The following is a 25,868-nucleotide window of genomic DNA, read 5'->3' as shown; positions in this document are numbered from 1 at the left end:
TCATCGGGCGCGCATTCGCGCGAGCCGTTGGCTCGCAATGACGGCCGCAAAAGTCATTTGGATCTAGAACAAACTCAGTTGCTGGCCGCTGCGCTTCGGCTTTGCAAAATGATCCGTCGTCAGTTTCGACCGCCGCTTGTTGAGCCCAAGCTTTTCGCAGGCGATCTCGAAGCGGCGCCCGATCATCCAGGCCATCGGACCGGTGCCCTTCATCCGCGTGCCCCATTGCGAGTCGTAGTCGCGCCCGCCGCGCATGTCGCGGATCAGGGTGAAGACGTGGCGGTAGCGGTCGGGATAGTTCGCCATCAGCCATTCGCGGAAGAGGTCGCGCACTTCCAGCGGCAACCGCAGCAGCACGTAGCTTGCTTCCTTAACGCCGGCATGCGCCGCGGCATCGAGAATGCGTTCAATCTCGGAATCGTTCAGCGCGGGGATCACGGGCGCCACCATCACGGTCGCGGGAATGCCGGCCGCCGACAATTGCCGCAGCGCCTCCAGCCGCTTCGGCGGCGTCGAGGCACGCGGCTCCATGGTTCGCGCCAATTTGGCATCGAGCGTCGTCACCGAGATCGCGACCTTTGCCAAGTTGCGCTTTGCCATCCGCTGCAGAATGTCGATGTCGCGCGTCACCAGCGCGGATTTCGTCACGATACCGACGGGATGGCCGGCTCTATCCAGCACTTCGAGAATGCCGCGCATGATTTTGTATTCGCGCTCGATCGGCTGATAGGGATCGGTGTTGGTGCCGATCGCGATCATCCGCGGCTCGTAACCGGGCGCCGCCAGCTCCTTCTCCAAGAGTTCGGGCGCATCGGGCTTGGCAAGCAGCTTGGATTCGAAATCGAGTCCGGGAGACAATCCGAGAAAGGCATGGGTCGGCCGCGCGAAGCAGTAGACGCAGCCATGCTCACAGCCGCGATAGGGATTGATCGACCGATCGAACCCGATGTCGGGCGAGTCGTTGCGGGTGATGACTTTGCGCGAGGTGTCCAGCGACACCGTTGTCTTGAACGGCGGCAGATCGTCCAGGCTCTGCCAGCCATCGTCGAAGGCGACCCGCGCCTCGGCCTCGAAGCGACCGCTCGCGTTGGATTGCGCGCCGCGACCGCGCCGCCGCTGGCGATCGATGGCGACCGCAAGCTCGGGAAAAGGTGTCGCACCCGCCGGCTCGGGGGGCGGCGTGACCGGCGGGTGCTTGAGGGCATGAGAGGATGCTCGGCTCATGTTCCAAACATAGCACGGCTAGAGAACAAATCAAGAACATCATCGGCAAGAATTCACAACGAGACAGGGCTTACTGGAGGAGCGCATGCACCGCGTGCCGCAAAAAGCTGCAGGCAAGCGGCTGTTTTGATTGTGACAAGGTGATAACAGTGCGGAGGTTTTTCTGGTTGAGCCGTCGAAGCCTCAATGATGTTGAGCGTAATCATTCCGACCGAAGGGGTAGAGCAGCCCGCCGTGGCCACGCTGGCGGCGTTGGTGCCGGGAGCCGCGGCCGGCGTCATCTCCGAGGTGCTGTTGGTCGATCGCGCGGGCAACGGCGTGATCGAACGCGTGGCTGATGTCGCCGGTTGCCGCTTTCTCAGATTTGAAGGCACACGCGCTGCAGCGCTGGCAGCTGGCGCACGGGCAGCGCGGGCGCCATGGCTGATGTTCCTGCATCCCGGCGCGGTGCTCGACAGCGGCTGGATCGACGAGACCACCCAGTTCATCCAGAACGTATCGCTCAGCGGCCGGCCGCGCGCCGGGGTCTTTCGCTATGCCCGCTCGCCCTACACGAACACAGGGATACGCGATGCCTTCAAGTTCGTGGGCCGCATGATTACTGGTCCGTCGGCGGAACAGGGGCTGCTGATCGCGCGCGATCATTATGAGCGGCTCGGCGGCCATGGCGTAAACTCTCGCCGCCCCGAGACGCGGCTGTTGCGCCAGCTCGGCCGCGCTTCGCGCACCCAATTGCGCAGCCGGATCATGGTCGTAGCCTGACGCGGTACGCCGCGGGGCCGGACACAAAATATCGAAAACAACCCCATGCAAAGTAGAAGCGGCACGAGCGGACGCGCCTCCCCCTCCCCGCGAGAATATACTTGCCAAAGTCAAATACATCTTTGACAATGGCAAATATTAGGTGCCTGGTGTCCGAAATGAATTCCGAACAAGAAGTCGCGGCCGTTCGTGCCTTCAACCGCTTCTACACCCGCAAGCTCGGCATCATCGAGCCGAAGCTGCTGCACAGCCCGTTCACGCTGCAGGAAGCGCGCATCATGTACGAGATCCGGCATCGCCCCGCCTGCACCGCCACCGACCTCAGCCGCGAGCTAGGCCTCGATCCCGGCTTCCTGAGCCGCACCTTGCAGGGGCTAAAGCGCCGCCAGATCGTGACGCGAAGGCCTTCAAAGGACGACGGCCGCGTCAACGAGCTCTCGCTCACCGCCAAGGGGCGCTCCGCCCAGGCCGAGCTCGAGCGCCGCGCGCGCGAGGAAGTTGGAAGCCTACTTGCTGCGCTGGACGACGATCAGCGCGCCGCTGTCGTGCAGGCGATGACGACGATCGAGCAGACGCTGGAACGGCCCATGGCAAAGCCCACCGCCTTCATCCTGCGCAGCCACCGGCCCGGCGACATGGGCTGGGTGATCTCGAGCCAGGCAAAGGCCTATGCCGAGGAATATGGCTGGGACATCAGCTACGAGGCCTTGGTCGCTGAGATCTGCGCGCAGTTCATCAGAAACTATGACCCTTCGCGCGAGCATTGCTGGATTGCGGAAGCAGGCGGCGAGCCGCTCGGCTCGATCTTTCTGGTTAAGGGCAGCGATGACGTCGCAAAGCTGAGGCTATTGCTGGTGGAGAAGAAAGCGCGCGGGCTCGGCGTCGGCCGCGCGCTCGTCGAGCAATGCATCCGCGCGGCGCGCGAGAAAGGCTACAAGGAAATGACGCTGTGGACCCAAAGCATCCTTGTCGCTGCGCGCGGCATCTATCAGGCCGCCGGCTTCCGCCGCGTCAAGGAGGAGCCGCACCACAGCTTTGGCGTCGATCTCGTCGGCGAAACCTGGGAAATGAAGCTGTGAAGATAGCGCGTCGCGATACCCCGCGGCGCGTCACGCCAGCAGCCATCGACTTCTACACCGAGCGCGCACGCCAGTTGCGCGCTGAAGCCTATCGCAACATGTGGCAGGCGCTGTGGACGCTGCTGGTCAGGCTGAAGCGCCTTGTGCTTTAGGCCGGCGCAGATGCTCGTCCAGCCGCGGCATAATCTCGACGAAGTTGCAGGGGCGCGTGCGGTAATCGAGCTGGGCGCCGAGGATGCCGTCCCAGGCGTCGCGGCAGGCGCCCGGTGATCCTGGCAGACAGAAAATGAAGGTGGCACCGGCAACGCCGGCGGTGGCGCGGCTCTGCACCGTCGAGGCGCCGATCTTGGCGTGGCTCAGCATGTGGAAGGCGATGGAAAAACCATCCATCCGCTTTTCGAACAGCGGCTCGACCGCTTCCGGCGTCACGTCCCGGCCGGTGAAACCGGTGCCGCCGGTCGTGATGATCGCATCGACGCCTGGATCTGCGATCCAGAGCTTGATGATGGTGCGGATCGCATCGATGTCATCGACGACGATCTCGCGCGCGGCCAGATGATGGCCCGCAGCGGTCAGCCGATCGGCCAGCGTGGCGCCGGACTTGTCGTCGGCCAGCGAACGCGTGTCCGAGATCGTCAGCACCGCAATGTTGAGCGGTACGAATTGTTTTGTCTCATCGATGGAGGACATGACTTTTTCTTCTCGTCGTGCCCGGGCTTGTCCAGGGCATCCTCAATTCACAGCGCCCGGCGCAAACGTATTGCAGGCCTGCACCGTGCCCTGCTGGTAGCCGGTCATGAACCATTGCTTGCGCTGGGCTGCCGAGCCGTGGGTGAAGCTGTCCGGCACCACTCTGCCCGTCGACCGCCGCTGCAGCGTGTCATCGCCGATCGCAGTCGCCGTCCTCAGCGCCGCGTCGATATCGCCGGGCTCGATGAAGCCGGGACGCTTCTTTGCCTCGCGGTTGACCCAGACACCGGAAAGGCAATCCGCCTGCAGCTCGACCTTGACCTGCAGCGCATTGGCTTCGGCCTTGCTGCCGGCCTGCTGCTGCAGCCGCGTCACGCGCGGAAGGATGCCGAGCAGGTTCTGGACGTGATGTCCCGCTTCATGCGCGATGATGTAGGCCGCCGTGAACTTGCAGGCGCTGCCCGAGCAGCCGCGAAAGCGCGTTTCGACCTCGCGGAAGAAGGCGGTATCGAGGAAGATCTGCTTGTCCGGCGGGCAGTAGAACGGCCCCATCGCCGACTGCGCCATGCCGCAACGGCCGCCATTGGTGGCGTTGCGGAACAGCACGATGCGCGGCCCTGTATAATTTTGTCCGCTCGACTGGAAGATCTCGCTCCAGCGGTCATCGATCTCGCCGAGGATGCCGGCGATCATGCTGCCGACTTCATCCGTCGGCGCGCCGGTCTTCCCCGGACCCGACCTGCGATCGGTCTGATAGGTCGGCGCTTGGTGGCCGCCGGTCAAAATCTCGGCGCCGCCGATCAGAATGCGCGGATCGATGCCGAAGGCATAGCCGACAAGGCCAAGGATGATGATGGTGCCGATGCCAAGTCCGCCGCCGCCCATCGGCAGGCCAAAGCCGCCGCCACCGCCTCCAAATCCACCGCCGTCGTCGCGACGATCGTCGATATTGTCGCTGCGACGGAAGTCATCGTAACGCATGGCGCTGTGTCCTCATCCCCAGGGCTGCTTGCTCAAATCCCAACGCTGCAGTCACGTAGAATTTCCATTTCATTAATCAATAACCCGCCCGGCAAAAATTGCCTAGTGCGCAAGGCGACGCAATCTCTGCTGGCATTCTTGCCGATGATATCTCTGCGCATTCTCTGATCATCGCATCGCTGGTTAAGTCGATTTTTACTTTGCGGGGTCAATGTATCGCCAGTCGGTTGTTTAGTCCCGCGTCGCCGACAGCGTCGCCTGAGTCAGAGTCATTGAGTCATGGTTGTGTCGCGTCGCGGGGCGTCTGCAAGGGCGCCCCGCACCAAATTTGAGTCTGACTCCAGCACTCGTATCGTCGTCGGCGATTGCGTCGCCGAGATGTCGAAGTTGCCGGCCGGTTCGGTCGATCTGGTGTTCGCAGACCCTCCATATAATCTGCAGCTGAAGGGCGAACTCAAGCGCCCCGACGAATCCCATGTCGATGCCGTCAACGACGACTGGGACAAGTTTTCGTCGTTCGCAGCCTATGACGATTTCACCCGCGCCTGGCTGCTCGCCTGCCGCCGCGTGATGAAACCGTCGGCGACGCTGTGGGTGATCGGTTCCTATCACAACATCTTCCGCGTCGGCGCGATCATGCAGGACCTCGGCTTCTGGGTTCTCAACGACATCGTCTGGCGCAAGACCAATCCGATGCCGAATTTCCGCGGCCGCCGTTTCACCAACGCCCATGAAACAATGATCTGGGCGGCGCGCGACGAGAAGGCCAAAGGTTACACCTTCAATTATGAAGCCCTGAAGGCCGCCAACGAGGACGTCCAGGCGCGTTCCGACTGGCTGATCCCACTTTGTACTGGCGAAGAGCGCCTCAAGGGCGCCGATGGCAAGAAAGTTCACCCGACCCAGAAGCCCGAGGGCCTCCTGGCGCGCGTGCTGCTGTCGTCGTCGAAGCCTGGCGATCTCGTGATCGATCCCTTCAACGGTACCGGAACCACCGGCGCCGTGGCAAAACGTCTCGGCCGCCGCTACATCGGATTCGAGCGCGACAAGACCTACGCGAAGGCCGCCGAAGCGCGCATCGCGGCGGTCGAACCGCTGCCCGAAGCGACGCTGGCGCCGTTCATGACCGCGCGCGAGGCGCCCCGCGTGGCGTTCTCCGAACTGATCGAACGCGGCATGATCCCGCCCGGCACCAAACTCGTCGATTCCAAGAAGCGGCACGGCGCGCTGGTCCGCGCCGACGGCGCCATCATGCTCGGCGACAAGGTCGGCTCGATCCACCGCATCGGCGCGGTCGCCCAGGGCTCGCCCGCCTGCAACGGCTGGACCTTCTGGCACGTCGAGACCAAGAACGGCCTCAAGCTGATCGACGAGCTGCGCGCCGAAATCCGCTCCGAGATGGCGGCGGGGTGAACGTACTGCGTCATTAGACCCTCATGGTGAGGAGCGCGAAGCGCGTCTCGAACCATGAGGCCCGTCTGTGGCCTACATCCTTCGAGACGCCCGCTCCGCGGGCTCCTCAGGATGAGGGACTTGAGCGGCCATGACGAAGACAATTAACCTCGACACCCCTGACCGAGCGTTCTGGCACGAGCACTGGCCGCGCCAATGCGCCGCAGCGTGCATATGGTTTACGGCGCGTGAATCGAACGCGAAATGCCGCCGCCCCGACTTCGCGCAGCCGGCGTGACCGGCTGGCATGGCAGCCGTGTGATGCACGCAGGTGGAAAAGCGCCTTTTCGCCCTCATTTTAAGATATATTTATTTTCCGTAAGAGATTGCACCGATGCGCACCCGAGGCTCCGAGTCCCTCATTGTGCTGCCGCTGCTGCCGGTCTTCCTGATCGGCTTGTTTCCAATGCTGCTGTTTAGTTTGCTGGGGCCCGCCGGATTGGTCATCCTCGGCATCCTGATTGCCTGCGCCGGTTTGACCGACATTCTCGATGCCAGCGGCGCCTTCAGCGAGCAGATCATCGTCCACGGCTATGCGCGAGGATCGGAGCGCGCGGGGCAACGCACCGCTCTGCGTTCTGAGATTCGCTTTGCATCGACGATGATTGCTTCCGGCGCGGCGCTTGCGGTCGCCGGTATGGTCGGTCTTTTCATATCGTAGCGCGCGGCTTCTCACGAACTCGTCGCTTGCATAGGCTATAAAAATTTGCGCAAGAACGTGCGATCCGGTGGCGCCGCCGTCGGTATCCGGAATCCGCAACAAGCCTGCCTGCAAGAAGCAATGGGAGAAAATTTCCAAAATGCTCAAATTCTACTTCAACGGATCGCCCAATCCGACCAAGGTCGCGCTCTTCCTCGAGGAAGCCGGCATCGCCTATGAGCCGGTCGCGGTCGACACGCGCAAGGGCGACCAGTTCAAGCCGGAATATCTCGCCATCAATCCGAACGCCAAGGTGCCGGCGATCGACGATGACGGCGTCAAGGTGTTCGACAGCAACGCCATCCTGCTCTATCTCGCCGAAAAGACCGGCAAGTTTCTCCCTGCGAATACGCCGGCGAGCCGCGGCGAATTGCTGTCATGGCTGATGTTTGCCGCCACCGGTGTCGGCCCCTTTTCCGGCCAGGCCGTGCACTTCAAGCATTTTGCGCCGGAGAAGATCGACTACGCCCATAACCGCTACCAATACGAGGCGCAGCGGCATTACGGCATTCTCAACGACCACCTCGCCAAGCGCCGCTACATGGTCGGCGACACCTATACCATCGTCGACATGGATGTCTGGGGCTGGGCCCGCATGATGGCCTTCATCATGGGCGAGGACGCAGCGGCGAAGTATCCCAACGTCAAGCGGCTGGTCGACGAGATCTCGGCCCGTCCCGCCGCGGCCAAGGCGATCGCGCTCAAGGATAAGTTCAAGTTCAAGGCCGAGATGGACGACGAGGCCCGCAGCAACATGTTCAAGCACATGTCCGTGAAGGCCGCCTGACCGGGCTTATTCAAGCAAAAGCGGCGCCCTCGCGGGCGCCGCTTTTCATTTATCGGCCCAGCCATCTCATGCGCGGCTTCAAACTACGGCGGCGAGCTTTCGCTCAGCGGGGAACGGTCCGAGCACACGCTCGACCAGCGCGGAGTCGCAATATTCCTTGATCTCCTTGATCTTGCCGTTCTCGATTCGCCAGACCATACAGTACTGATTGTCGTAGCGTTCCCCCGACTTGGTGACGTTGTCGCCGCGGGCTTCGACCACGACATAATCGCCCTCCGCGATAAAGTTGAACGCCACCGTGCGCGGACGCCCGGAGGCAAGCAGCGATCGCAGATGACCCATCAGGCCGTTATTGATGGCCTCACGCCCCCTGAATTCGCCCGACCAGGAATACTGGCCGGTGACGATCCAGGTGACATCCTCGGCGATATTGTCGAGAAAGGTCGTTCCGCTGCGATTGGCGGAATCCGTATAGACCTGCTGCACTAGCTTCTTGTTCTCTGCTGCGCCCATGGCGGCTTCTCCTTGATCTGATGTGCGATCATTGCGCGCCAGATGGCATTCTTCCAATTGATAGTCGGTATAATATATATTCATTCCATGAATTTGAATTCGCTTGACCTCAATCTCCTGGTCGCGCTCGACGCGCTGCTGCGCGAAGCCAATGTCAGTCGCGCCGCGATGCGGATCGGGCTGTCGCAGCCGGCAACGAGCCACGCGCTGCAGCGGCTGCGCGACCTGATCGGCGATCCGCTATTGGTGAGAACCGGCGCACGAATGGAGCTGACGCCACGGGCGCAGGCGTTGCGCGCACCGTTGGCGCAGACCCTCGATCAGGTGCGCTCGCTCTTCGTTCCCGACGATTTCGACGCGGCAAGAAGCGAACGCCAGTTTCGCCTGATGATGCCGGACCTGGCGGTCGAACTCTTGATGCCGCCGCTGATGGAAAAAATCACAAAACTGGCGCCGAACGTGCGTATCGACGTGGTGCCGTGGCGGGGCCCTGCGATCTTCACCGCCGAATTCGCCCGCACCATCGATCTCGTGATCTCGATCGGCAACGCCTTCACCGGCTTCCACCGGCAGCGGCTCTATACCGACAGCGACGCGCTTGCCATCCGGCGCGGCCATCCCGTCGGCGCACGGCTGAAGCGGCTCGAAACCTTTCTGGACGCACGCCATGTCGCTGTCGTGATCCGCGGCCAGAGCGACGATCTGATCGATATGTGGCTGCGGCCCAAGGGCATCGAGCGGCGGATCGCCCTCGTCGTGTCAGGCTATCTCGAGGCGCTGCATGTCGCCGCGCGCACCGATCTCGTGGCCTTCGTGCCGCGCCGCCTGATTGCCGCGCTGTCGAAGCAATTGTCGCTCGCGACGGTCACACCGCCGTTAGATCCCGGGATCGACGAGCAATTCATGTTCTATCCGACCCGCGCCCAGATGGACCCCGGCTCGATCTGGCTCCGCAACATCATGCTCGGCATCGGGCGGGAGATGGAGCAGGCGGGGAGGAAAACGGCATAGTAACTGCCAAACCCTCATGGTGAGGAGGCGTGAACGCGCCGTCTCGAACCACGAGGCCCCGCTGGTGGCATTCATCCTTCGAGACGCACGCTGCCGCGTGCTCCTCAGGATGAGGTCTGACATATCATTTTGGCGAGAGGACTGGTGGGCACGCTTCGCTTTGCCTACCCTACGAGCTGAATTCTACGCCCTCTCCTCCGCCAGCACCGTCGCTACCGCCGACCGCTCTTCCATCCGCTTGCGATGCGCGACGACCTTCGGCAGCTTGGACAGGTCGACGCCGTCGCCCTCCAGCCAGCCCGCGATGGTGTAGAGATAGGGATCGCAGATCGTGTACTGCTCGCCCATCACCCACGGTCCTCTGACCATATCGCGCTCGATCAGCGTAAAGCACGCGGTCATCGTCTCCGGCACCTTGCGCTTCATATCGGCGAACGACGTCTCCTCGGTCGCCCAGCGCGCCCCGCGCATCTTGTGGGCGTGCGCGACATGCACGGTGGAACAGAGATAGCTGTTGATCGACTGCACCTGCGCGAATGCAAAGACATCCTGCGGCACGAGCTTCGCGTCCGGAAAGCTCTGCGCAATGTACGCAAGGATCGCCGGCGTCTCGGTCAGCACCCCATTGTCCGTCACCAGCGCAGGCACCCGGCCCTTGGGATTGATCTTGAGATATTCCGGACTGTTCTGCTGGTTCTCCTTGAAGTTCAGCCGTTCGGCGGTGTAGGGCGCGCCAACCTCTTCCAGCGTGATATGTGAAGCCAGCGCGCAGGTGCCGGGGGCGTAGTAGAGCTTGAACATGGCGGTTCCTCATGGGGAAACCCGGACGTTAACGGCATGCCCCCGCGCCGTCCACCCCCGGTCGGTGGAGTACCCGTTCGCAGTTCAACTCGGTCGCGGCTGAATCTTTCCCTCGATATAGACGCTGACGATCGTATCGTCGGCGGGATAGTGCTCGGGCGCCACCGCCGTGAGCTGGGCCTGAATGCATTTCCACGCGCCGTTCTCGAACAGATAGGTGTCGGTATACATGGTCATGCCGGTCACTTCATTGCCGTCGCGGCGGCGGATGTGCTTGTTGGTGGAGCGCACCAGCGCCACGTCGCCGATGACAGTGATGAGCTCGTCGCGGACGTCCCAGTAGACGATGACTTTGGGATCGAAGGCGGTCGCCCAGTATTTCAGATAGGTCGCGCGATCCCAGCGCTGGCCGGTGGGCCAGATGTTGATGAAGCTGGGATGCAGAATGGCGTCGTGCGAGGCCACATCGCTGGTCACGAAATTATGGATGAAGCGGGCATTTAGCGCGCGCAGTTCGTCCATCACGGCCGGCGATTGATGATCACGCAAGGAAGTCTGCATCTCGATCTTCCGGGGTTGTCAGAGGGCCAGCTGGCGCGCCTTTTCGGCGGTCGCATCGTCAGCCGGAAAGAAGCACTCGATCTTGATCTGTTGCAGCGCCGCGTCGGTCGGCATCGCGAGCGTCGTGAAAGTGGAAAAGAAGGCAAGACGGTAGTCACCCTTCGCAAGCTGCATCGTCATGACCGGCGAGGAGGCCTGCTGATGGCGCGGCAGCCGCCAGTCGGCCGACAGCCCGGGATAGGCCATGATCTCATCGAGCAGCTCCGCCGCAGCACGGCTGCCTTGCGCGACATCGCGGTGCAGGATCTGGATCAACTGCCGTGCGAACTCGTCCCAATTCAGCATGAACTGGCGCAGGCCCTTTGGGTGAAAAACGACGTGCATGGCATTGTCGGCAAGGTGGTTTTCCATCTCGTATGAATCGCGAAACGGCTTGAGCAGACGCGCCGACGCCTGATTGCGGATGCGAACGTCCCAGTGCCCGTCGATCACGATCCCCGGATAGGGCTCCTGCTGCCTTAAGATGAAGTCCAGCGCCTGCCGCACCGGCTGCAGATTTTCAGCCGCCAGCCCCTTGTCGCCATAGGGCGGCACGAAGCCTGCGGCGACGTGCAGGGCATTGCGCTCCTCGAGCGGCAGGTCGAGCGCGCTGCCGAGTAGCTGCACCATCTCGCGGCTCGGCTGCGACCGGCCGGTCTCCAGAAAGCACAGATGCCGGGCCGATACGTTGGCGTCCGCCGCCAGTTCGATCTGGGTCAGCCGACGAACGCTGCGCCAATGCTTGAGCAGGCGGCTGAACTGTCCAGCCGGGATCTCGTGCGAGTTTGTGTCTGAAGCAGCCATGCCGACAATCTAGAGCATCGCATCAAGACGGCAATTACCTCTGATGTAAGTGACGAGCCGCGCAATTCCTTGCAGAGTGAACCCCATAGGGGCCGAAGTTCAAGGACAGCATCGATGGACAAGAGCGCAATCGCGAACACCATTACGCAATACATGGCGGCGTGGAACGAGCCGGACGATACGGCCAGACGCGCCTTGCTCGAGCAATGCTGGAGCGACACCGGCGTTTATCTCGATCCGAACGTCTCACTCGCCGGACGCGACGCGCTCGCGACAAAGATCGGCGAAGTGCTAGCCAGCCGGCCCGGCGCGCGGCTGGAGTTCATGAGCGGTATTGATGTCCACCACCATGTGGTCCGTTTCCTCTGGCGGCTGGTACGCGCGGATGGAACCTGCGGCGACACCTCGATCGATTTCGGCGAGATCGGTCCCGACGGCCGTCTGGTGAAGATCGTCGGTTTCTTCGGCCCGGCTCCGCCTCCTCCGTAAACTAGGCCGTGTACTCACAAACTTGGTTTCGTGAAGCGCTGAAACCTATCTCCGCTTTACCCACAAAACGACCAAGGTCGTGCGGCGATGCAATATGTCGCGATGGGCTACAAGCGGACGTGCCGCTTACTTCCCTCGATACCGAAGAGCTTCAACCAGCAGCGAGAATGCCGGTGAAGGTTGACGACGGCGGTTCATTCATAACTTCCACTAATGATTCCAATCAGTTTCTATCACCTAATCTTTAGCGCCCGAAAGACCTAGGTTCAGCGTGATCAGCGGGAATCTCGGACCCGCGAAGTGACAATCGAACTGAGCGAATGATCTTGCAACATGATGTGAGGAGTTGGATGAACCCCATCTATGACTTCAAAGGACAGGTGGCCCTGGTCACCGGTGCCGCCAAGGGCATGGGACTGGCAACGGCGCGGATGTTCGCCGAGAGCGGCGCCTCCGTCGTTCTGGCCGACCTGGACGGCGATCTCGCCGCGAAGGAGGCGGAACGGATCGTCCGAGACGGCGGCACCGCAATCGGCTTGGCCTGCGACGTCGCCGACGAGGCGCAGGTGGCGGCGATGGTCGATCGCGCGGTCGCAGAGTACGGACGGCTCGACATGGCGTTCAACAACGCCGGCATCCAGGTGCCGCCATCGGACGCCGCCGAGGAGCCGATCGAACATTTCGAGCGCGTCACCGCGGTAAACCAGCGGGGGGTCTGGGCCTGCATGAAGCATCAGCTGCGCGTGATGCGCGATCAAGGGAGCGGCGCGATCGTCAATTGCTCTTCTTTGGGCGGTCTCGTCGGCCTCCCGCAACGCGCAGCTTATCACGGCACCAAACACGCCGTGCTCGGAATGACCAAGAGCGCGGGTGTCGAATATGCCCCGCGCGGCATCCGCATCAACGCGGTCTGCCCCGGCACAATCGACACGCCGATGGTCGCCGACATGCTCAAAGGCCAAGCCGACGCGATGGCCGAAATCATGAAGCAGCAGTCAATCGGCCGCCTCGGCCGGGCCGAGGAGGTCGCGGCCGCCGTGTTGTGGCTATGTAGTCCGGCCGCGAGTTTCGTAATCGGCGTAGCCCTGCCGGTCGATGGCGGCTTCACCGCGCACTGAGGATCATACCAATGGGTACAGCAATGGTAGGCAGCTTCGAAGGAAAGGTTGCGCTTGTTACCGGCGCCGCTGGTGGCATTGGTCTGGCGACGGCTAGGGCATTTGGTGATGCAGGCGCGTCCGTGGTCGTTGCAGACAGCAACACAGCGTTGCTCGAAACTGCCGCTGCTGAACTGCGATCCGCGGGTCATGAGGTCCTTGCCATCGGCTGCGATGTAACGGATCGGGGCCAAGTGAACGCAATGATCGAGCAGGCGATCGAGACTTACGGGAAGCTCGATGCAGCTTTCAACAATGCGGGCATAAACTGCGATGGTGCGCCACTGGTTGAAACGGAAGATACCGAGTTTGACAACATCATCGATGTCAATCTGCGTGGTGTGTGGAACTGCATGAAGGCGGAGCTTCGCCACATGACCGCGCAAAGAAGCGGCGCAATCGTCAACTGCTCGTCGATCGGCGGGATGAGGGGCTCCAAAGGGCGCGCCGCTTATTCCGCCAGCAAATTCGGAGTGATAGGTCTCACCCGCGCCTCCGCACTCGATTATGCCGAGAAGGGCATCCGTATCAACGCAGTATGCCCGGGCATTATCGGCAATACACCGATGGCGAAGCGGGTAACAAAGAACAACAATCCAGAGATCGTCAAGGCGTTCGTAGCGGCCGAACCGATCGGACGCCTTGGCGAACCTGAAGAAATCGCTGCCGCTGTTCTATGGTTATGCGGCTCAGCGGCAAGCTTTGTGGTCGGCCATGCCTTAACGGTCGATGGAGGTATTTTGGCCTAGCCACCGGAGCAGAAAATGTCTCCTTTGGCCGGACGCCCGTGAGCCTTAATGAGCCCACACCCACCAAGCGGTAAGGGATTTGCTGCCCCTTCGCAGTTGCCCCCTGCCCTCCCTCATGCCATGACGCCCGGGAAGCAACAGGGGCGTACCATGACTGTTCTCATCGCGGGCGGCGGCATCGGCGGGCTGACGCTGGCGCTCAGCCTGCACCAGATCGGCGTATCCGCCAAAGTGTTCGAAAGCGTGCCGGAGCTGCGGCCGCTCGGCGTCGGCATCAACGTGCTGCCGCATGCAGTGCGCGAACTGATCGAACTCGGCCTGTACGATGCGCTCGATGCGGCCGCCGTCCGCACCAAGGAGCTCGCCTATTTCTCCAAGCACGGCAAGCCGATCTGGAGCGAGCCGCGCGGCATCGAAGCCGGTTACAAATGGCCGCAGTTTTCGATCCATCGCGGCACGCTGCAGCAGCTCCTGCTCGATGCGGCGATCGAGCGGCTGGGCAAGGAGAACATCCTGACCAGCCACCATCTCACCGGCTGGACCGAAACCGAGAACAGCGTCCGCGCCGAATTCATCGATAAGGCGACCGGCCAGTCGAAAGGCCAGCACGAAGGCGTGCTGTTGATCGCAGCCGACGGCATCCATTCGGCGGTTCGCGAAAAGCTCTATCCCGAAGAGGGACCACCGATCTGGAACGGGCGCATCCTGTGGCGCGGCATCACCGACAGCGACGCCTTCCTGTCCGGCCGCACCATGATCATGGCCGGCCACGAAATCCTGAAGTTCGTCTGCTATCCGATCTCGAAGCAGGCGGACAGCGCCGGCAAATTCAGGATCAACTGGGTCGCCGAGCGGCATATGCCGCCGACCTATCAGTGGCGGCGCGAGGACTATAACCGCACCGCCCGGCTCGAAGAGTTTCTGCCCTGGTTCAAGGACTGGAAATTCGACTGGCTCGACGTGCCGGGCCTGATCGAGAACTGCCCGCACGCTTACGAATATCCGCTCGTCGATCGCGATCCGATCCCGCAATGGACGTTCGGCCGCGTCACGTTGATGGGCGATGCGGCGCATCCGATGTACCCGATCGGCTCCAACGGCGCCTCGCAGGCCATTCTGGATGCGCGCGTCATCACCCGCGAAATCCTTGCGAAGGGAACGACGAACGCGGCGCTAGTCGCCTACGAGGCCGAGCGGCGGCCGGCGACATCAGATCTCGTGATGCTCAACCGCCGCAACGGTCCCGAGCAGGTGATGCAGATGGTCGAAGAGCGCGCGCCTGATGGCTTTGGCGTCGTGACCGACGTGCTCTCGCTCAAGGAGCTGGAAGACATCGCCGCCAACTACAAGCGCGTCGCCGGCTTCCAGGTCGAAGGCCTCAACGCCAAGCCCCCGATCGTTCAGATCGCGCGGGAAGCGCCGCGGGTCGGCACCGGCTAAGATCCACGGCACGGGGGTAACGGTGATGAGCGACTGGCTGCATAATTTACCAGTGTGGGCCATGGCGCTGGTCGTCTTCGGCTTCACCTATCTGCTCGCCATCGCCGTTTTCCTGGGCGTGACCGCCCTCGCGACGGAGGAGAGGGCAAAGTCGTTCAAGACCGTCTCTCCAGGCATGCTGCCGGTGCTTGGCATCATGTTCGGCCTGTTCGTTGCATTCACGGCCGCGCAGGTCTGGAATGACGGTGACCGCGCCGCCGCGGCGGTGAGCCGCGAAGCAAGCGCGCTGCGAGCTGTGACGCTTCTCGCCGCCGGCTTGCCCGCGGAGAACGAGGCCAAGTTGCGCGGCCTCGTTCGCGACTATGTCGAACACTCCGCAACAGTGGAATGGCCGATGATGGCGCGCCAGACCGCCTCGCTGCGGGCGGCTCCGCCGGCGCTCGTCGAAGCCCTGCAACTCGTCGTCGCGATCGCCCCACAGGGAGAAGGGCAGCAGAACGCACAGCGCGAAATCATCTCCGCACTTCAGTCCGCCCTGGATGCGCGAAGGCAACGCATCATTGTCAGCCAGGCTGAGGTGAACCGGGTCAAGTGGTGGTGCCTCTATCTGCAGGCGATATGCGAGCTGCTGGTGATCGCAATCGTGCACGTCGACAATCGGCTGGCATCCGCCATTGCGTTGGCGCTGTTCGCGACCGGTGTTGCCGCTTCGGTCCTACTGATCGCGGCGCATGACCGGCCCTTCACCGGCCAGATATCGATCGGGCCGGAGCCCCTGCTGCAAATCATGCCAAGCGCTCTGAACAGCCGGTAAGCCGCCCGTCCCTCTCACACTATCGAATAGCCTTCGCCGTCTCGACCAGCCGCGCGCTGGTCGTTGCCGTCGCCAGCAATGCGCCATCCTCGGCCATCAGCCGCCCCTCCACGAAAGCGACGGTCTTGCCGAGCTGGGTGACTTTCGCCTCGCCCGTGATCGGCCCTGGCCTCGCCGGCGCGAGATAATTCACGGTCAGGGTGATCGTCGCCGTATATAGCCTACCCTCGGTCATAACGAAGACCGCCGGCCCCATGGTGTCGTCGAGCATGGCCGAAAGGATGCCGCCCTGCACGAAGCCGGCCGGATTGCAAAAATCCCGCTTGCCGTCGAAGCCGATGCGGATCCAGCCCTCTTTCGGCCGCGCGTCGAGCAGGCGCCAGCCGAGCAGTCTGGAAGATGGCGGCGGGTTGAAATTGTCGAGCGCAGTCGCGATCATGGGAACCTCCTTGAGGCTCCTTCCTAACCCAGCCCTGCTGCCAGCATGGTGTCAGCAAGCTGCGCGTACCGGGGGCGCGAGCTTTCAATTTTGATCGTTTCCAGAATTCGAGGCTGGCGCCCGCACCGCATCCCGGTTAGGAAGCGGCTGCTGCGCTTAAGGCGCACCGTAAGCGTCTCACGTCAGGCAACGCATTCAACCGGTCGGCTCGACCCCGGAGGAATGCATCATGCGCCATCGTGATCGACCGACCAAATCCAAAGAGTGATATCATGATTACGTATCAGGCTCCGCGCTCGCGCGGAAAATTACCTGCACGCTATGCGGCGGTCGTCATGCCGCTGGTGTTGTCGGTGCTGATGACCTTCGTCGCCTCCGCGATTTCGACCTTGAGGAGTCTCGGTCCGACACCTGCCTTCATGGCGACCTGGCCCGCTGCATGGGCGATATCCTGGCTGGTGGCGTTTCCGACGCTGCTCGCGGTGCTACCGCTGGTGCGACGAATCGTGGCGTTCGCCGTCGAGGCGCCAAGATCAAACTAGCCAAGGCAAGCGGGCGCGGTCATAAGCGCCCGCTTCATTCGCCTGGCCGCTCGTGACGACCCGCGGAAATGCGAAGTATTAATTTCGCCACTTCACGTCGTGGCCTTCAGCTATTGACGATTGTTGAGCTTCCGCTGACCGGAAGCACTTGAGCTTCGGAACAGCTCTTCTTACTTCGGGCGCCCCGATCCTTGGCGAGGCGGCGCGGCCCGTTCGGCCGGCATCTGCAGCGAAACGCGCGCTCCCTGTCCCGAGAGTTCAGCGACCAACGTCTTCGCCTGTTCAAGGTGGCTGAGTACGACCGGCAGGGTAGCGGCCGCCCATCGCTGCAGAGCTGCGTCCTGGCCTCGCCCGATCTCCCAGGTCAACAGCACAACCGTCTTCTGATGATCGATGACCTGCCGTTGCATGTAGGCGAGGTCGAATGCATCTGCGGATGCACTCTCAAGAGTCGCGCGCACGCTTTGGTCCTCCGGGTTGAGTTGGGTCGGAAGCGGGATCTGCGCGGCACTCGCAAGGCGTTCCAGTTCGCGATTTGCCTTGGTGTGGTCCGCGATCATGAGCCGGGCGAAATCTCCAACTGCCTGGCTTCGGGCCTTGCCCTCAGCCAGTCGCCCGAGGTCAACTTCAGCCATGCCCCCAGCAGCCAAAAGGCGCGCAAAAAGTCGATCCTCGGTGTTCGTCTGATGAGGCGCGGGCACACCTGGAGTTGCCTCTTGCGTTCCAGGCGCCACTCCGGCCGGATTGCCGAGCTGAGCGGTTGCAGACGTGGCGACCAGAAAAGCGGCCAGAATCAAAGGAATGCGCATTGCGTTCTCCTTCTGAGGAATCAGAGAGTGAGCATGAAGGCAACCAGTGCATCCTTTTCTTGCTGGGTCAGACGGGTGCCGAGGACAAGATTGAAGAACTCGACCGTGTCCGCGAGCGTCATCAGCCGTCCATCATGCAGGTATGGCGGCGAATCCTTGATCCCTCTAAGCGTAAACGTCTTGATGGGACCATCCGGAAGCGCAACAAAGTCATTCGCGACTTGGCCGGTACGATAAAAGCGCTCGAGCTTCAGATCGTGCATGTTATTGTCCATGAACGAGGTCTGAGGCATGTGGCATTCGCCGCACCGTCCCTTGCCGAAAAACGCGCGCTCTCCGGCAAGCTCCTGTTCACTTGCCTTCGCAGGATCGAGACGACCGAACGGGTCCAATTTCGGAGCGGGCGGGAAATCCACGATGTTCTGCATCTGCGCCATCATCGCTACCTGATTGGGTCGATCAGGCAGATGAACGCCTTTGCGCGTCGCGCTGACATGGTCGCCATTGAAATAGGCTGTGCGCTGCTCGAACTCCGTGAAATCCTCAACGGATCGCAGCGAACGCTTCGAGCCGTGAATCTGCTGGTTGAACAGCCCGCGCAAGCTGACCGTGTCGAGGCGAAACCGCGCCGATTGCGGCCGTACGTCAGGCGTCAGGTGGAAGGCGCTGTTGGTATGGAAATTGGAATGACAATCCAGGCAGGTTACGCCCATGCTCTGGTCGGCGACCTTGCGGTCTTCCGTTTGATTAAACTCTTCCTGTGGAAACGGCGTGAGAAGCAGACGCAGGCCTTCCATCTGGACCGGCGTTACAATGCCGTTCATCAGTTCATAAAAGTTCTTGATCGTTAAGAGCTGCCCTCGTGACACATCGCCCAAATGCGGCTGGGTAGTCAGGAAGATCGGCGGAGGAAATTCAGCGGTTAGATGATCAGGAAGATCGAAGTTCACGTCGAACCTCCTGAGGTCCCTGCTTTCCTGGCGTCTTATTTCGTCGATTTGCCGGTCTGGGAAGACCTGGCCGCCGGTTGCCTGCTTGACATGAGGCAAAGGCATGAAGCCTTCGGGCAACAGGCCGCGCTGGCGGATTTCGTCTGGACTCATGGCGGCCAGCGAATCCCAGGTGACGCCGGCTGGTAGCTTCACCCGAACGCCGGCCTGCACTGGTTTCTTGCCGCCGGACATCATGACACCGGCGATCGGCTGGTTCGTGAGATCGTACCGACGATTCAACAAGTCCGCTTGTCGTGCCATGACTTGCGGCTTCTGCGCTTCGTCATCGGCCCTTATCTCGGAAAGCGGCCGAGTCGGCAGCGGGCGATAGGTGGTGCCAGGAGGTAGCGGGTCGGATGATGCGGAAATTACCAGCGCAGAGCAAATGCCGATTATGGCAAATGCGGGAATTGCCTTGGCGAATAGCAGCATGCTGACCTCCGCGACCGACTTCGCATAGCTGGGGTCACCCGCTAACACCCAGGCGGTGCGGTTGTTCCTAATCGGGAAGTCCAAAAGGCTGATCGAGTGCAAGCTGCGAAAGTGCTTTTGTTCTTGCGCCAGGACCGCGTTCGCACCTGCGGCTCAATTTCGCGCTGTTAGACACCAAACGGGATGCCCTGTTGCTGCACGCTCATATCGACGCGCATTTCAACAGCGCCGGAGAGCGCGCGGCCATTTGAGGCATAACGCGAAATTCTCGGGTGGCACAACGTCTGTAGCTGCCGGCAGCGTACATCGCATTTTTATGAATGCACGGCCTGGCTCAGTCCAAGGCGTGCGCGATGGCCTTGCGCATCACATTCGGAAGCGCCTCGTCGGCAAGCGTGGCGACCGCCACCCAGCGCATGCCCTCCGGCGCGCGCGTTCGCGCCGGCACGGTTGCGGTATAGATCACGAGCTCGAGCGGAAAATGCGTGAACACGTGGGTGACAACACCGGTCTTGCGATGCCAGCGCGAGATGGCCTTCATCGCGGGCGCCTGATCCAGGGCCGTCCTGTCGTCCTGGCCGCTCAGCCATTCCGAGCCGGGCACTTCGGTCATGCCGCCGAGCAGGCCCTTTTGCGGCCGCGTGCGCACCAGAAGTTCATCGCCGCGCGTGACCACGAAGGCCGCGCCACGGCGCAGCTCGCCCGACTTCTTCGGCGCCTTGCGCGGAAACGTCTCCTGATCGCCACGCAGGCGAGCCACGCAATCATCATTCAGCGGGCATAGCGCACAAGCTGGCTTCTTCGGCGTGCAGATCGAGGAGCCCAGATCCATCAGCGCCTGCGCGCTGTCGCCGGCGCGATCAGAGCCGAGCAAGGTCGCGGCCAATTCCTGGATGCGCGGCTTGGCCTGTGGCAGCGGCTCCTCTACCGCGTAAAGCCGCGACACCACGCGCTCGATGTTGCCGTCGACCGGCATGGTGCGGACGTTGAAGGCAATGGCCGCAATCGCCTTGGCTGTATAGGGCCCGATGCCTGGCAGTTTGCGCAGGCCGTCTTCGGTGTCGGGAAACACCCCGCCATGGTCACGCAGCACCGCGACCGCGCAGGCATGCAGATTACGCGCGCGCGAATAATAGCCGAGCCCGGCCCACATCCGCAGCACGTCATCCAGCGAGGCGCGGGCGAGCGCAGCGACGTCCGGCCAGCGCGCCACAAACTTCTCGAAATACGGCCCGACCGTCTTCACGCCGGTCTGTTGCAGCATGATTTCGGACAACCAGACACGATATGGATCGGCTTGCTCGCCGGCCGGCGGACGCCACGGCAGGCGCCGGCGATGACGGTCATACCAGTCGAGCAGCAGCGCGGGACGGTAGGCGCTTTCGGCAGGAAGTTCCTGTCGTTTGATTTTGGCGGCGGCGGACGAAACCATCCGGTTACTTTAGTGTCGGATCGCAAATCTCTCCACGTCATGCCCCCGGCTTGTCCCGGGCATCCACGCCTTTCTTCGGCGCCGCCGGCGTGAAAGAACGTGGATGACCGGCATAGGCGAGCGGTAGCGACGCCGTCCTTCTCTATGCCCCGCATCACTCAAGGTGATACAAGCGCCCATGTCCAAACCCGGCCCGATCTCGGCCAAGCCGCTTTCCGTCCTGCTCAAGGACGTGTTTTCCGACGCCTATGCCAAGCAGGGGTTTGCCGCGCGCGAACTGGTGACGCGCTGGGCCGAAATCGCCGGGCCCGAGATCGCCGCCCATTCGGAGCCCTTGAAGATGCAATGGCCGCGGCCGGTGGAAGGCCAGCCGCAGGAGCCGGCGACGCTGGTGTTGCGGGTGGAAGGTCCAATGGCGCTGGAGATCCAGCATTCCTCCGACGTCATTCTGCAGCGGGTCAACCGCTTCTTCGGCTGGAGCGCGGTCGGCCGGCTGGCGCTGCGGCAGGCGCCGCTGTCGCGCCGGAAAGCGCCCGCGCGCCCGCGCGCGCCTGACCCGAAATCGGTCGCCAAGGTCGCCGAAACCCTGTCCGCGGTGGAAGACGAGGAATTGCGCGCCGCGCTGGCGCGGCTCGGCGCCGCGATCAAGCGAAATTGAGCCTTTTGCGCGGCTCGCGAAGCGCAACGCGGCATTGCCTCAAGTGGCGTTTCAAGCTAGCGAAGGCTTCTTTTTCGTAACTTTCGGGCGTGAACGCGCCATTTGGGAGCCGACTTTGATGATCACGCGCCGCGTCTTCACCGCCGCCCTTTCGCTGACCGGGCTTGGCCTGCTCACCGGCTTCTCGCCGCTGCGGCTGATCACGGACGCAATGGCGCAGACCGCCACCGACGTGGCGAAACCGGTGTCGCTGCCCGACATGGCGCTGGGCCCGGCCAATGCCACGGTGACCGTCACCGAATTCGCCTCGATGACCTGCCCGCACTGCGCAGCCTTCACCGAAAAGGTGTTCCCGAAGATCAAGTCGGAATTCATCGACACCGGCAAGATCCGCTTCATCTTCCGCGAATTCCCGCTCGACATCAAAGCGGCGGCCGGCTCCATGCTGGCGCGCTGCATCGCCAAGGACGACGCTCCGAAATATTTCGCCGTCATCGATCTCTTGTTCAAGCAGCAGAACGACTGGGTGGCGAAGAACACCACGGAGACGCTGACCCGGATCGGCAAGCAGGCGGGCTTGACCCAGCAACAGGTCGAGGATTGCCTGAAGGATCAGGCGCTGCTCGACAAGATCGCGGCCGACCAGAAGTACGCCGCCGATGTGCTGAAGGTGGATTCGACGCCGACCTTCTTCATCAATGGCGAGAAGGTCAAAGGCGAGCAGAGCTTTGAGGAGTTCTCAAAGCGCATCAATGCGCTGCTGAAGAGCTGATTCGAGCATTCGGATTGATTCGCTGCCAATAAGTCCAGCGAAAGACGCCACACAACCGCCTCAAATCCCTTGGGAAAAGCCCCGCGCGGCCGTTGCCCTCCGGCCCCGGCCTCGCCATTGTCGCGGGCCATAAGGGCTGCCACCGGCGGTTCGCCCACACACCGACATTGCCATCTATGGTATTGTCACGGCAGGGAGATTCGCGCCCGGCCAACAGAGATTTGTGTTCATGAAACTCACGCGCCTCCGCCTCCACGGTTTCAAGTCGTTCGTCGAACCCACTGATTTCATGATCGAACCCGGCCTCACTGGCGTCGTCGGTCCGAACGGCTGCGGCAAGTCGAACCTGGTCGAGGCGCTGCGCTGGGCGATGGGCGAAACCTCGCACAAATCGCTGCGCGCCGCCGACATGGATGCGGTGATCTTCGCCGGTTCCGGCAACCGTCCGGCGCGCAACCACGCCGAAGTCACCATGACGATCGACAATACCGATCGCACCGCACCGGCCGCCGTCAACGACAGCCAGATCCTGGAAATCTCCCGCCGCATCGAGCGCGAGGCCGGTTCCGTCTACCGCATCAACGGCCGCGACGTCCGCGCGCGCGATGTGCAGATCCTGTTTGCCGATGCCGCGACCGGCGCGCGTTCGCCGGCGCTGGTCCACCAGGGCAAGATCGGCGAGATCATCCAGGCCAAGCCTGAGCAGCGCCGCCGCGTGCTGGAAGACGCCGCCGGCGTCGCCGGCCTGCACGCCCGTCGCCATGAGGCCGAGCTGCGGCTGAGGGCGGCCGAAACCAATCTCACCCGCGTCGAGGACGTGATCGGTCAGCTCACCGGCCAGATGGAAGGGCTGAAGAAGCAGGCGCGCCAGGCCATTCGTTTCCGCGAGGTCGCCGCCAAGGTGCGCAAGGCCGAAGCAACCTTGTTCCATCTGCGCTGGGTCGAGGCCAATGCCGACGTCGCCGAAGCCGCGCACACTCATGACATCAACGTGCGCGAAATGGCCGAGCGCACCCGCGAGCAGGCTGAAGCTGCGCGCATCCAGGCGATCCGCGCCTCCGAACTGCCGGCGCTGCGCGAGGGCGAAGCCCGCGCGGCGGCGGGACTGCAGCGCCTCACCAATGCGCGCGAGCAGCTCGACCGCGAGGAAGAGCGCGCCAAGGAGCGCGTCGCCGAGCTCGACCGCCGGCTGTCGCAGTTCGCCGGCGACATCGCCCGCGAGCAGCAGCAGACTGCGGATGCCGAGATCGCGCTACAGCGCCTCGACGCCGAAGACGCCGAACTGAAGGAAGAGATCAAGTCGCGCGTCGAGAAGCGCTCCGGCGTTGACGAGCGGGTCGCGGAAGCGGAAGCGACGCTGGCCGCTGCCGAACGCATGTTCGGCGAACTAACCACCGCGCTCGCCGACCTCACTGCCAAGCGCAACCAGTTAGAGGCCGGCGTGCGCACCCATCGTGACCGGCTGGCCCGTCTCGATCAGGAAATCGCCACCGTCCAGGCCGACGAGCAGAAGCTCCTTGAGGAAACCGGTAGTCTCGGCGATCTCGACGCACTCGCCGCGACCATGGAGACCGCGCAGGAAACGCTGGCCGCGTCCGAAGCCGCCGCGCAGGCCAGCGAGGCCGGCCACGTCGCCGCGCGGCAGAAGCTCGAGGCTTCCCGCGGCCCGCTCACCGAGGCCGAAAAGCGCGTGCAGCGGCTGGAGACCGAAGCGCGGACCATTTCGAAACTCGTCAATGCCGAGACCAAGAATCTGTGGCCGCCGATCATTGACGGCGTCACCGTCGCCAAGGGTTTCGAAAAGGCGCTGGGCGCCGTGCTCGGCGACGACCTCGACGCGCCGGTCGATCCTTCCGCGCCGATGCGCTGGACCAACGCGGGCGCGAGCTTCGACGATCCGGCGCTGCCTGATGGCGTTGAACCGCTGGCGGCCCATGTCGAAGCACCGGCCGAGCTGCGGCGCCGCCTTGCGCAAATCGGCGTCGTGTCGAAGGAACGTGGCGCGGAACTCGTCTCGCAGTTGAAGACCGGCCAGCGGCTGGTGTCGCTGGAAGGCGACGTCTGGCGCTGGGACGGCTTTGTCGCCGCGGCACATGCGCCGACCGGCGCCGCACGGCGTCTTGCCGAACGCGCGCGCCTCGTCGACATCGAACACGAACTGGAGCAGGCCCGCACCGATGCGGCCGCCAAGCGCCAGGCGCTCGAAGACGCCGAGGCGGAGCTGAAGGCAGCATCATCAGCCGAGACCGCGGCCCGCGAGGCCTGGCGCGCCGCGCAGCGCGAGGCCGATGCTGCGCGCGAGCGCCATGCCGCGACCGAGCGCGAGATCAACCGCCATGCCGCACGCAAGTCGGCGCTGACCGAAGCCCACACCCGCCTCGCCGCCGACCGCAGCGAGGCCGAGGCGGCGCACGAGAGCGCGACGGCTGCGCTGGCCGAACTGGCCCCGACCGACGAGACGGAAGCGAAGCTGAGCACCGTTCGCACCGAGATCGACGGACACCGCCGCTTCGCCGCGCAGGTGCGCGCCGAAGCCCAAGCGCTGGCGCGCGAAGCGGAACTGGCCGACAAGCGCGTGCAGGCGATCACCGCCGAGCGTACCGAATGGCAGAACCGCAAGCAGAGCTCCGCCTCGCAGGTCGCCACCGTCGAAGCGCGCATCACCGAAGTGACGGCCGAGCGCGCCGAACTTGATAATGCGCCCGTCGTGTTTGCCGAGAAGCGCCGCGCGCTGATCAACGAGATCGAATCAGCCGAAGGCGCCCGCCGCGTCGCCGCCGACGCGCTCGCCGCCGCCGAAAGCCTGATGGCGGAAACCGACCGCGCCGCGAAAGCCTCGCTCGAAGCCCTCTCCTCCTCCCGCGAGGCCTGCGCCCGCGCCGAGGAACGCATGGAAGGCACCAAGCGCCGGCTTTCCGACATTGAGCGCGAAATCCACGACATGCTCGAAGTCGAGCCGCATGCCGTCGCAGGCCTTGCCGAGATCGAGCCGGGCGCGGAACTGCCGCCGGTCGGAGAGATCGAGGAGAACCTCGAAAAGCTGCGCCGCGACCGCGAGCGTCTGGGCGCCGTCAACCTGCGCGCCGAGGAAGAGCTGCGCGAGGTCGAGGCCCAGCACACCGCGCTGACCACCGAGCGCGACGACCTCGTCGAGGCCATCAAGCGCCTGCGCCAGGGTATCCAGAGCCTCAACAAGGAAGCCCGCGAGCGGCTCTTGACTTCGTTCGAAACCGTCAACGAGCATTTCAAGCGGCTGTTCGTCGAACTGTTCGGCGGCGGCGAAGCGGCGCTTCACCTGATCGAGAGCGACGATCCGCTGGAGGCCGGCCTCGAAATCATCGCAAAACCGCCCGGCAAGAAGCCGCAGACGCTGTCGCTATTGTCAGGCGGCGAGCAGGCGCTGACGGCGCTGGCGCTGATCTTCGCGGTGTTCCTGACCAACCCCTCGCCGATCTGCGTGCTGGACGAGGTCGACGCGCCGCTCGACGACCACAACGTGGAGCGGTTCTGCAACCTGCTGCACGAAATGACGTCCTCGACGGAAACCCGCTTCATCATCATCACGCATAATCCGATCACGATGGCGCGGATGAACCGGCTGTTCGGCGTCACCATGGCCGAGCGTGGCGTCTCGCAACTGGTCTCGGTCGGCCTCGATGATGCGGTGAAGATTCTCGATCAGAACGTGGCGTGAGATTACGCTTTCGCCGCCGCAAATAATGATGTCATCATCCGCCAA

At 63.1% G+C, this 25,868-nt stretch carries 27 protein-coding genes; 16 read left to right on the top strand and 11 right to left on the bottom strand.

Translation table 11 applies throughout. From position 1 onward, the window contains the following. Window positions 1-63: 63 nt before the first annotated feature. Window positions 64-1,224 carry a PA0069 family radical SAM protein gene (locus J6524_RS27820; protein WP_225676539.1) on the bottom strand — a complete coding sequence of 387 codons (1,161 nt, stop codon included), beginning with the start codon at window positions 1,222-1,224 and terminating at the stop codon, window positions 64-66. A 189-nt stretch (window positions 1,225-1,413) separates the two neighbouring features. Between J6524_RS27820 and J6524_RS27815 the strand changes: the two genes are divergently transcribed. The 3 genes from J6524_RS27815 to J6524_RS27805 all read left to right on the top strand — a co-directional run bounded on the left by J6524_RS27815 (window position 1,414) and on the right by J6524_RS27805 (window position 3,217). Continuing rightward, window positions 1,414-1,986, top strand: coding sequence for a glycosyltransferase family protein (locus J6524_RS27815; RefSeq protein WP_225676631.1), 573 nt, complete (start codon window positions 1,414-1,416; stop codon window positions 1,984-1,986). Window positions 1,987-2,135: 149 nt separating this feature from the next. Then, window positions 2,136-3,065, top strand: a complete 930-nt coding sequence (locus tag J6524_RS27810) for a bifunctional helix-turn-helix transcriptional regulator/GNAT family N-acetyltransferase (protein ID WP_376712086.1) — start codon at window positions 2,136-2,138, stop codon at window positions 3,063-3,065. Then, window positions 3,062-3,217, top strand: coding sequence for an RSP_7527 family protein (locus tag J6524_RS27805; protein WP_225676535.1), 156 nt, complete (start codon window positions 3,062-3,064; stop codon window positions 3,215-3,217). Before J6524_RS27810 ends, J6524_RS27805 begins: the two co-directional genes overlap by 4 nt. Here the strand turns inward: J6524_RS27805 and moaB are convergent. Both moaB and ypfJ read right to left on the bottom strand, forming a co-directional pair. Beyond that, window positions 3,192-3,755, bottom strand: a complete 564-nt coding sequence (moaB, locus tag J6524_RS27800; protein ID WP_225676533.1) for a molybdenum cofactor biosynthesis protein B — start codon at window positions 3,753-3,755, stop codon at window positions 3,192-3,194. The two genes, J6524_RS27805 and moaB, sit on opposite strands and share 26 nt — an antisense overlap. A 42-nt stretch (window positions 3,756-3,797) precedes the next feature. After that, entirely contained in the window at window positions 3,798-4,736 is a 939-nt protein-coding gene (gene ypfJ, locus J6524_RS27795) for a KPN_02809 family neutral zinc metallopeptidase (protein WP_225676530.1), read from the bottom strand. 279 nt (window positions 4,737-5,015) lie between these two features. Here ypfJ and J6524_RS27790 point away from each other — a divergent pair, with 279 nt between their 5' ends. The 3 genes from J6524_RS27790 (at window position 5,016) to J6524_RS27780 (ending at window position 7,675) form a co-directional block, all read left to right on the top strand. Continuing rightward, window positions 5,016-6,149, top strand: a complete 1,134-nt coding sequence (locus J6524_RS27790) for a site-specific DNA-methyltransferase (protein ID WP_225676528.1) — start codon at window positions 5,016-5,018, stop codon at window positions 6,147-6,149. Between the two features lie 403 nt (window positions 6,150-6,552). Beyond that, entirely contained in the window at window positions 6,553-6,849 is a 297-nt protein-coding gene (locus tag J6524_RS27785; RefSeq protein WP_225676526.1) for a hypothetical protein, read from the top strand. A gap of 139 nt (window positions 6,850-6,988) precedes the next feature. Next, on the top strand, window positions 6,989-7,675 hold the full coding sequence (locus tag J6524_RS27780; RefSeq protein WP_225676524.1) for a glutathione S-transferase family protein: 687 nt from the start codon (window positions 6,989-6,991) through the stop codon (window positions 7,673-7,675). Window positions 7,676-7,753: 78 nt separating this feature from the next. On the opposite strand, the gene J6524_RS27775 is transcribed toward J6524_RS27780, so the two are convergent. Further along, on the bottom strand, window positions 7,754-8,188 hold the full coding sequence (locus J6524_RS27775) for a nuclear transport factor 2 family protein (RefSeq protein WP_225676522.1): 435 nt from the start codon (window positions 8,186-8,188) through the stop codon (window positions 7,754-7,756). Between the two features lie 87 nt (window positions 8,189-8,275). Between J6524_RS27775 and J6524_RS27770 the strand changes: the two genes are divergently transcribed. Next, the gene (locus J6524_RS27770; protein WP_225676520.1) at window positions 8,276-9,199 is read left to right on the top strand and encodes a LysR family transcriptional regulator; all 924 of its coding nucleotides are present in this window, start codon (window positions 8,276-8,278) and stop codon (window positions 9,197-9,199) included. Between the two features lie 183 nt (window positions 9,200-9,382). Here the strand turns inward: J6524_RS27770 and J6524_RS27765 are convergent, their stop codons facing one another. The 3 genes from J6524_RS27765 to J6524_RS27755 all read right to left on the bottom strand — a co-directional run bounded on the left by J6524_RS27765 (window position 9,383) and on the right by J6524_RS27755 (window position 11,404). Then, window positions 9,383-10,000 (bottom strand): glutathione S-transferase family protein, encoded by a 618-nt coding sequence (locus J6524_RS27765; RefSeq protein WP_225676518.1) that lies wholly within the window; start codon window positions 9,998-10,000, stop codon window positions 9,383-9,385. 84 nt (window positions 10,001-10,084) lie between these two features. Continuing rightward, entirely contained in the window at window positions 10,085-10,561 is a 477-nt protein-coding gene (locus J6524_RS27760) for a nuclear transport factor 2 family protein (protein ID WP_225676516.1), read from the bottom strand. Between the two features lie 18 nt (window positions 10,562-10,579). Then, window positions 10,580-11,404, bottom strand: coding sequence for a helix-turn-helix domain-containing protein (locus tag J6524_RS27755; protein ID WP_225676514.1), 825 nt, complete (start codon window positions 11,402-11,404; stop codon window positions 10,580-10,582). 114 nt (window positions 11,405-11,518) lie between these two features. Here J6524_RS27755 and J6524_RS27750 point away from each other — a divergent pair, with 114 nt between their 5' ends. The 5 genes from J6524_RS27750 to J6524_RS27730 all read left to right on the top strand — a co-directional run bounded on the left by J6524_RS27750 (window position 11,519) and on the right by J6524_RS27730 (window position 16,053). Next, the gene (locus J6524_RS27750; RefSeq protein ID WP_225676511.1) at window positions 11,519-11,893 is read left to right on the top strand and encodes a nuclear transport factor 2 family protein; all 375 of its coding nucleotides are present in this window, start codon (window positions 11,519-11,521) and stop codon (window positions 11,891-11,893) included. A 350-nt stretch (window positions 11,894-12,243) separates the two neighbouring features. Further along, a complete protein-coding gene (locus tag J6524_RS27745) occupies window positions 12,244-13,011 on the top strand; it encodes an SDR family NAD(P)-dependent oxidoreductase (protein WP_225676509.1) in 768 nt (255 codons plus the stop codon). Between the two features lie 11 nt (window positions 13,012-13,022). Then, window positions 13,023-13,799, top strand: coding sequence for an SDR family NAD(P)-dependent oxidoreductase (locus J6524_RS27740; RefSeq protein ID WP_225676507.1), 777 nt, complete (start codon window positions 13,023-13,025; stop codon window positions 13,797-13,799). Window positions 13,800-13,949: 150 nt separating this feature from the next. Then, window positions 13,950-15,239, top strand: a complete 1,290-nt coding sequence (locus J6524_RS27735) for a flavin-dependent oxidoreductase (protein ID WP_225676506.1) — start codon at window positions 13,950-13,952, stop codon at window positions 15,237-15,239. 25 nt (window positions 15,240-15,264) lie between these two features. Further along, window positions 15,265-16,053: a bestrophin-like domain gene (locus J6524_RS27730; protein WP_225676504.1), complete on the top strand. Its 789-nt coding sequence runs from the start codon at window positions 15,265-15,267 to the stop codon at window positions 16,051-16,053. A 19-nt stretch (window positions 16,054-16,072) separates the two neighbouring features. Here the strand turns inward: J6524_RS27730 and J6524_RS27725 are convergent, their stop codons facing one another. After that, on the bottom strand, window positions 16,073-16,492 hold the full coding sequence (locus J6524_RS27725) for a PaaI family thioesterase (RefSeq protein ID WP_225676502.1): 420 nt from the start codon (window positions 16,490-16,492) through the stop codon (window positions 16,073-16,075). A gap of 272 nt (window positions 16,493-16,764) precedes the next feature. Here J6524_RS27725 and J6524_RS27720 point away from each other — a divergent pair, with 272 nt between their 5' ends. Next, window positions 16,765-17,034, top strand: a complete 270-nt coding sequence (locus J6524_RS27720; protein ID WP_225676499.1) for a DUF2798 domain-containing protein — start codon at window positions 16,765-16,767, stop codon at window positions 17,032-17,034. Window positions 17,035-17,204: 170 nt separating this feature from the next. Here J6524_RS27720 and J6524_RS27715 read toward each other — a convergent pair whose 3' ends face one another. The 3 genes from J6524_RS27715 to mutY form a co-directional block, all read right to left on the bottom strand. Further along, window positions 17,205-17,843: a DUF4142 domain-containing protein gene (locus J6524_RS27715; protein WP_225676497.1), complete on the bottom strand. Its 639-nt coding sequence runs from the start codon at window positions 17,841-17,843 to the stop codon at window positions 17,205-17,207. A gap of 20 nt (window positions 17,844-17,863) precedes the next feature. Further along, a complete protein-coding gene (locus J6524_RS27710) occupies window positions 17,864-19,267 on the bottom strand; it encodes a cytochrome B6 (protein WP_225676495.1) in 1,404 nt (467 codons plus the stop codon). A 334-nt stretch (window positions 19,268-19,601) separates the two neighbouring features. Then, a complete protein-coding gene (gene mutY / locus J6524_RS27705; RefSeq protein ID WP_225676493.1) occupies window positions 19,602-20,699 on the bottom strand; it encodes an A/G-specific adenine glycosylase in 1,098 nt (365 codons plus the stop codon). Between the two features lie 178 nt (window positions 20,700-20,877). On the opposite strand from mutY, the gene J6524_RS27700 reads away from it, so the two are divergent. The 3 genes from J6524_RS27700 to smc all read left to right on the top strand — a co-directional run bounded on the left by J6524_RS27700 (window position 20,878) and on the right by smc (window position 25,823). Beyond that, window positions 20,878-21,357: a DUF721 domain-containing protein gene (locus J6524_RS27700; RefSeq protein WP_225676492.1), complete on the top strand. Its 480-nt coding sequence runs from the start codon at window positions 20,878-20,880 to the stop codon at window positions 21,355-21,357. 115 nt (window positions 21,358-21,472) lie between these two features. Then, window positions 21,473-22,129: a DsbA family protein gene (locus J6524_RS27695; protein ID WP_225676490.1), complete on the top strand. Its 657-nt coding sequence runs from the start codon at window positions 21,473-21,475 to the stop codon at window positions 22,127-22,129. A gap of 229 nt (window positions 22,130-22,358) precedes the next feature. Further along, window positions 22,359-25,823, top strand: coding sequence for a chromosome segregation protein SMC (gene smc / locus J6524_RS27690; RefSeq protein ID WP_225676488.1), 3,465 nt, complete (start codon window positions 22,359-22,361; stop codon window positions 25,821-25,823). The last annotated feature ends 45 nt before the right edge of the window (window positions 25,824-25,868 follow it).

It is taken from the genome of Bradyrhizobium hereditatis (genome assembly GCF_020329435.1).
GTDB lineage: Bacteria > Pseudomonadota > Alphaproteobacteria > Rhizobiales > Xanthobacteraceae > Bradyrhizobium > Bradyrhizobium hereditatis.
This window is presented reverse-complemented; position numbering and strand designations above follow the sequence as displayed.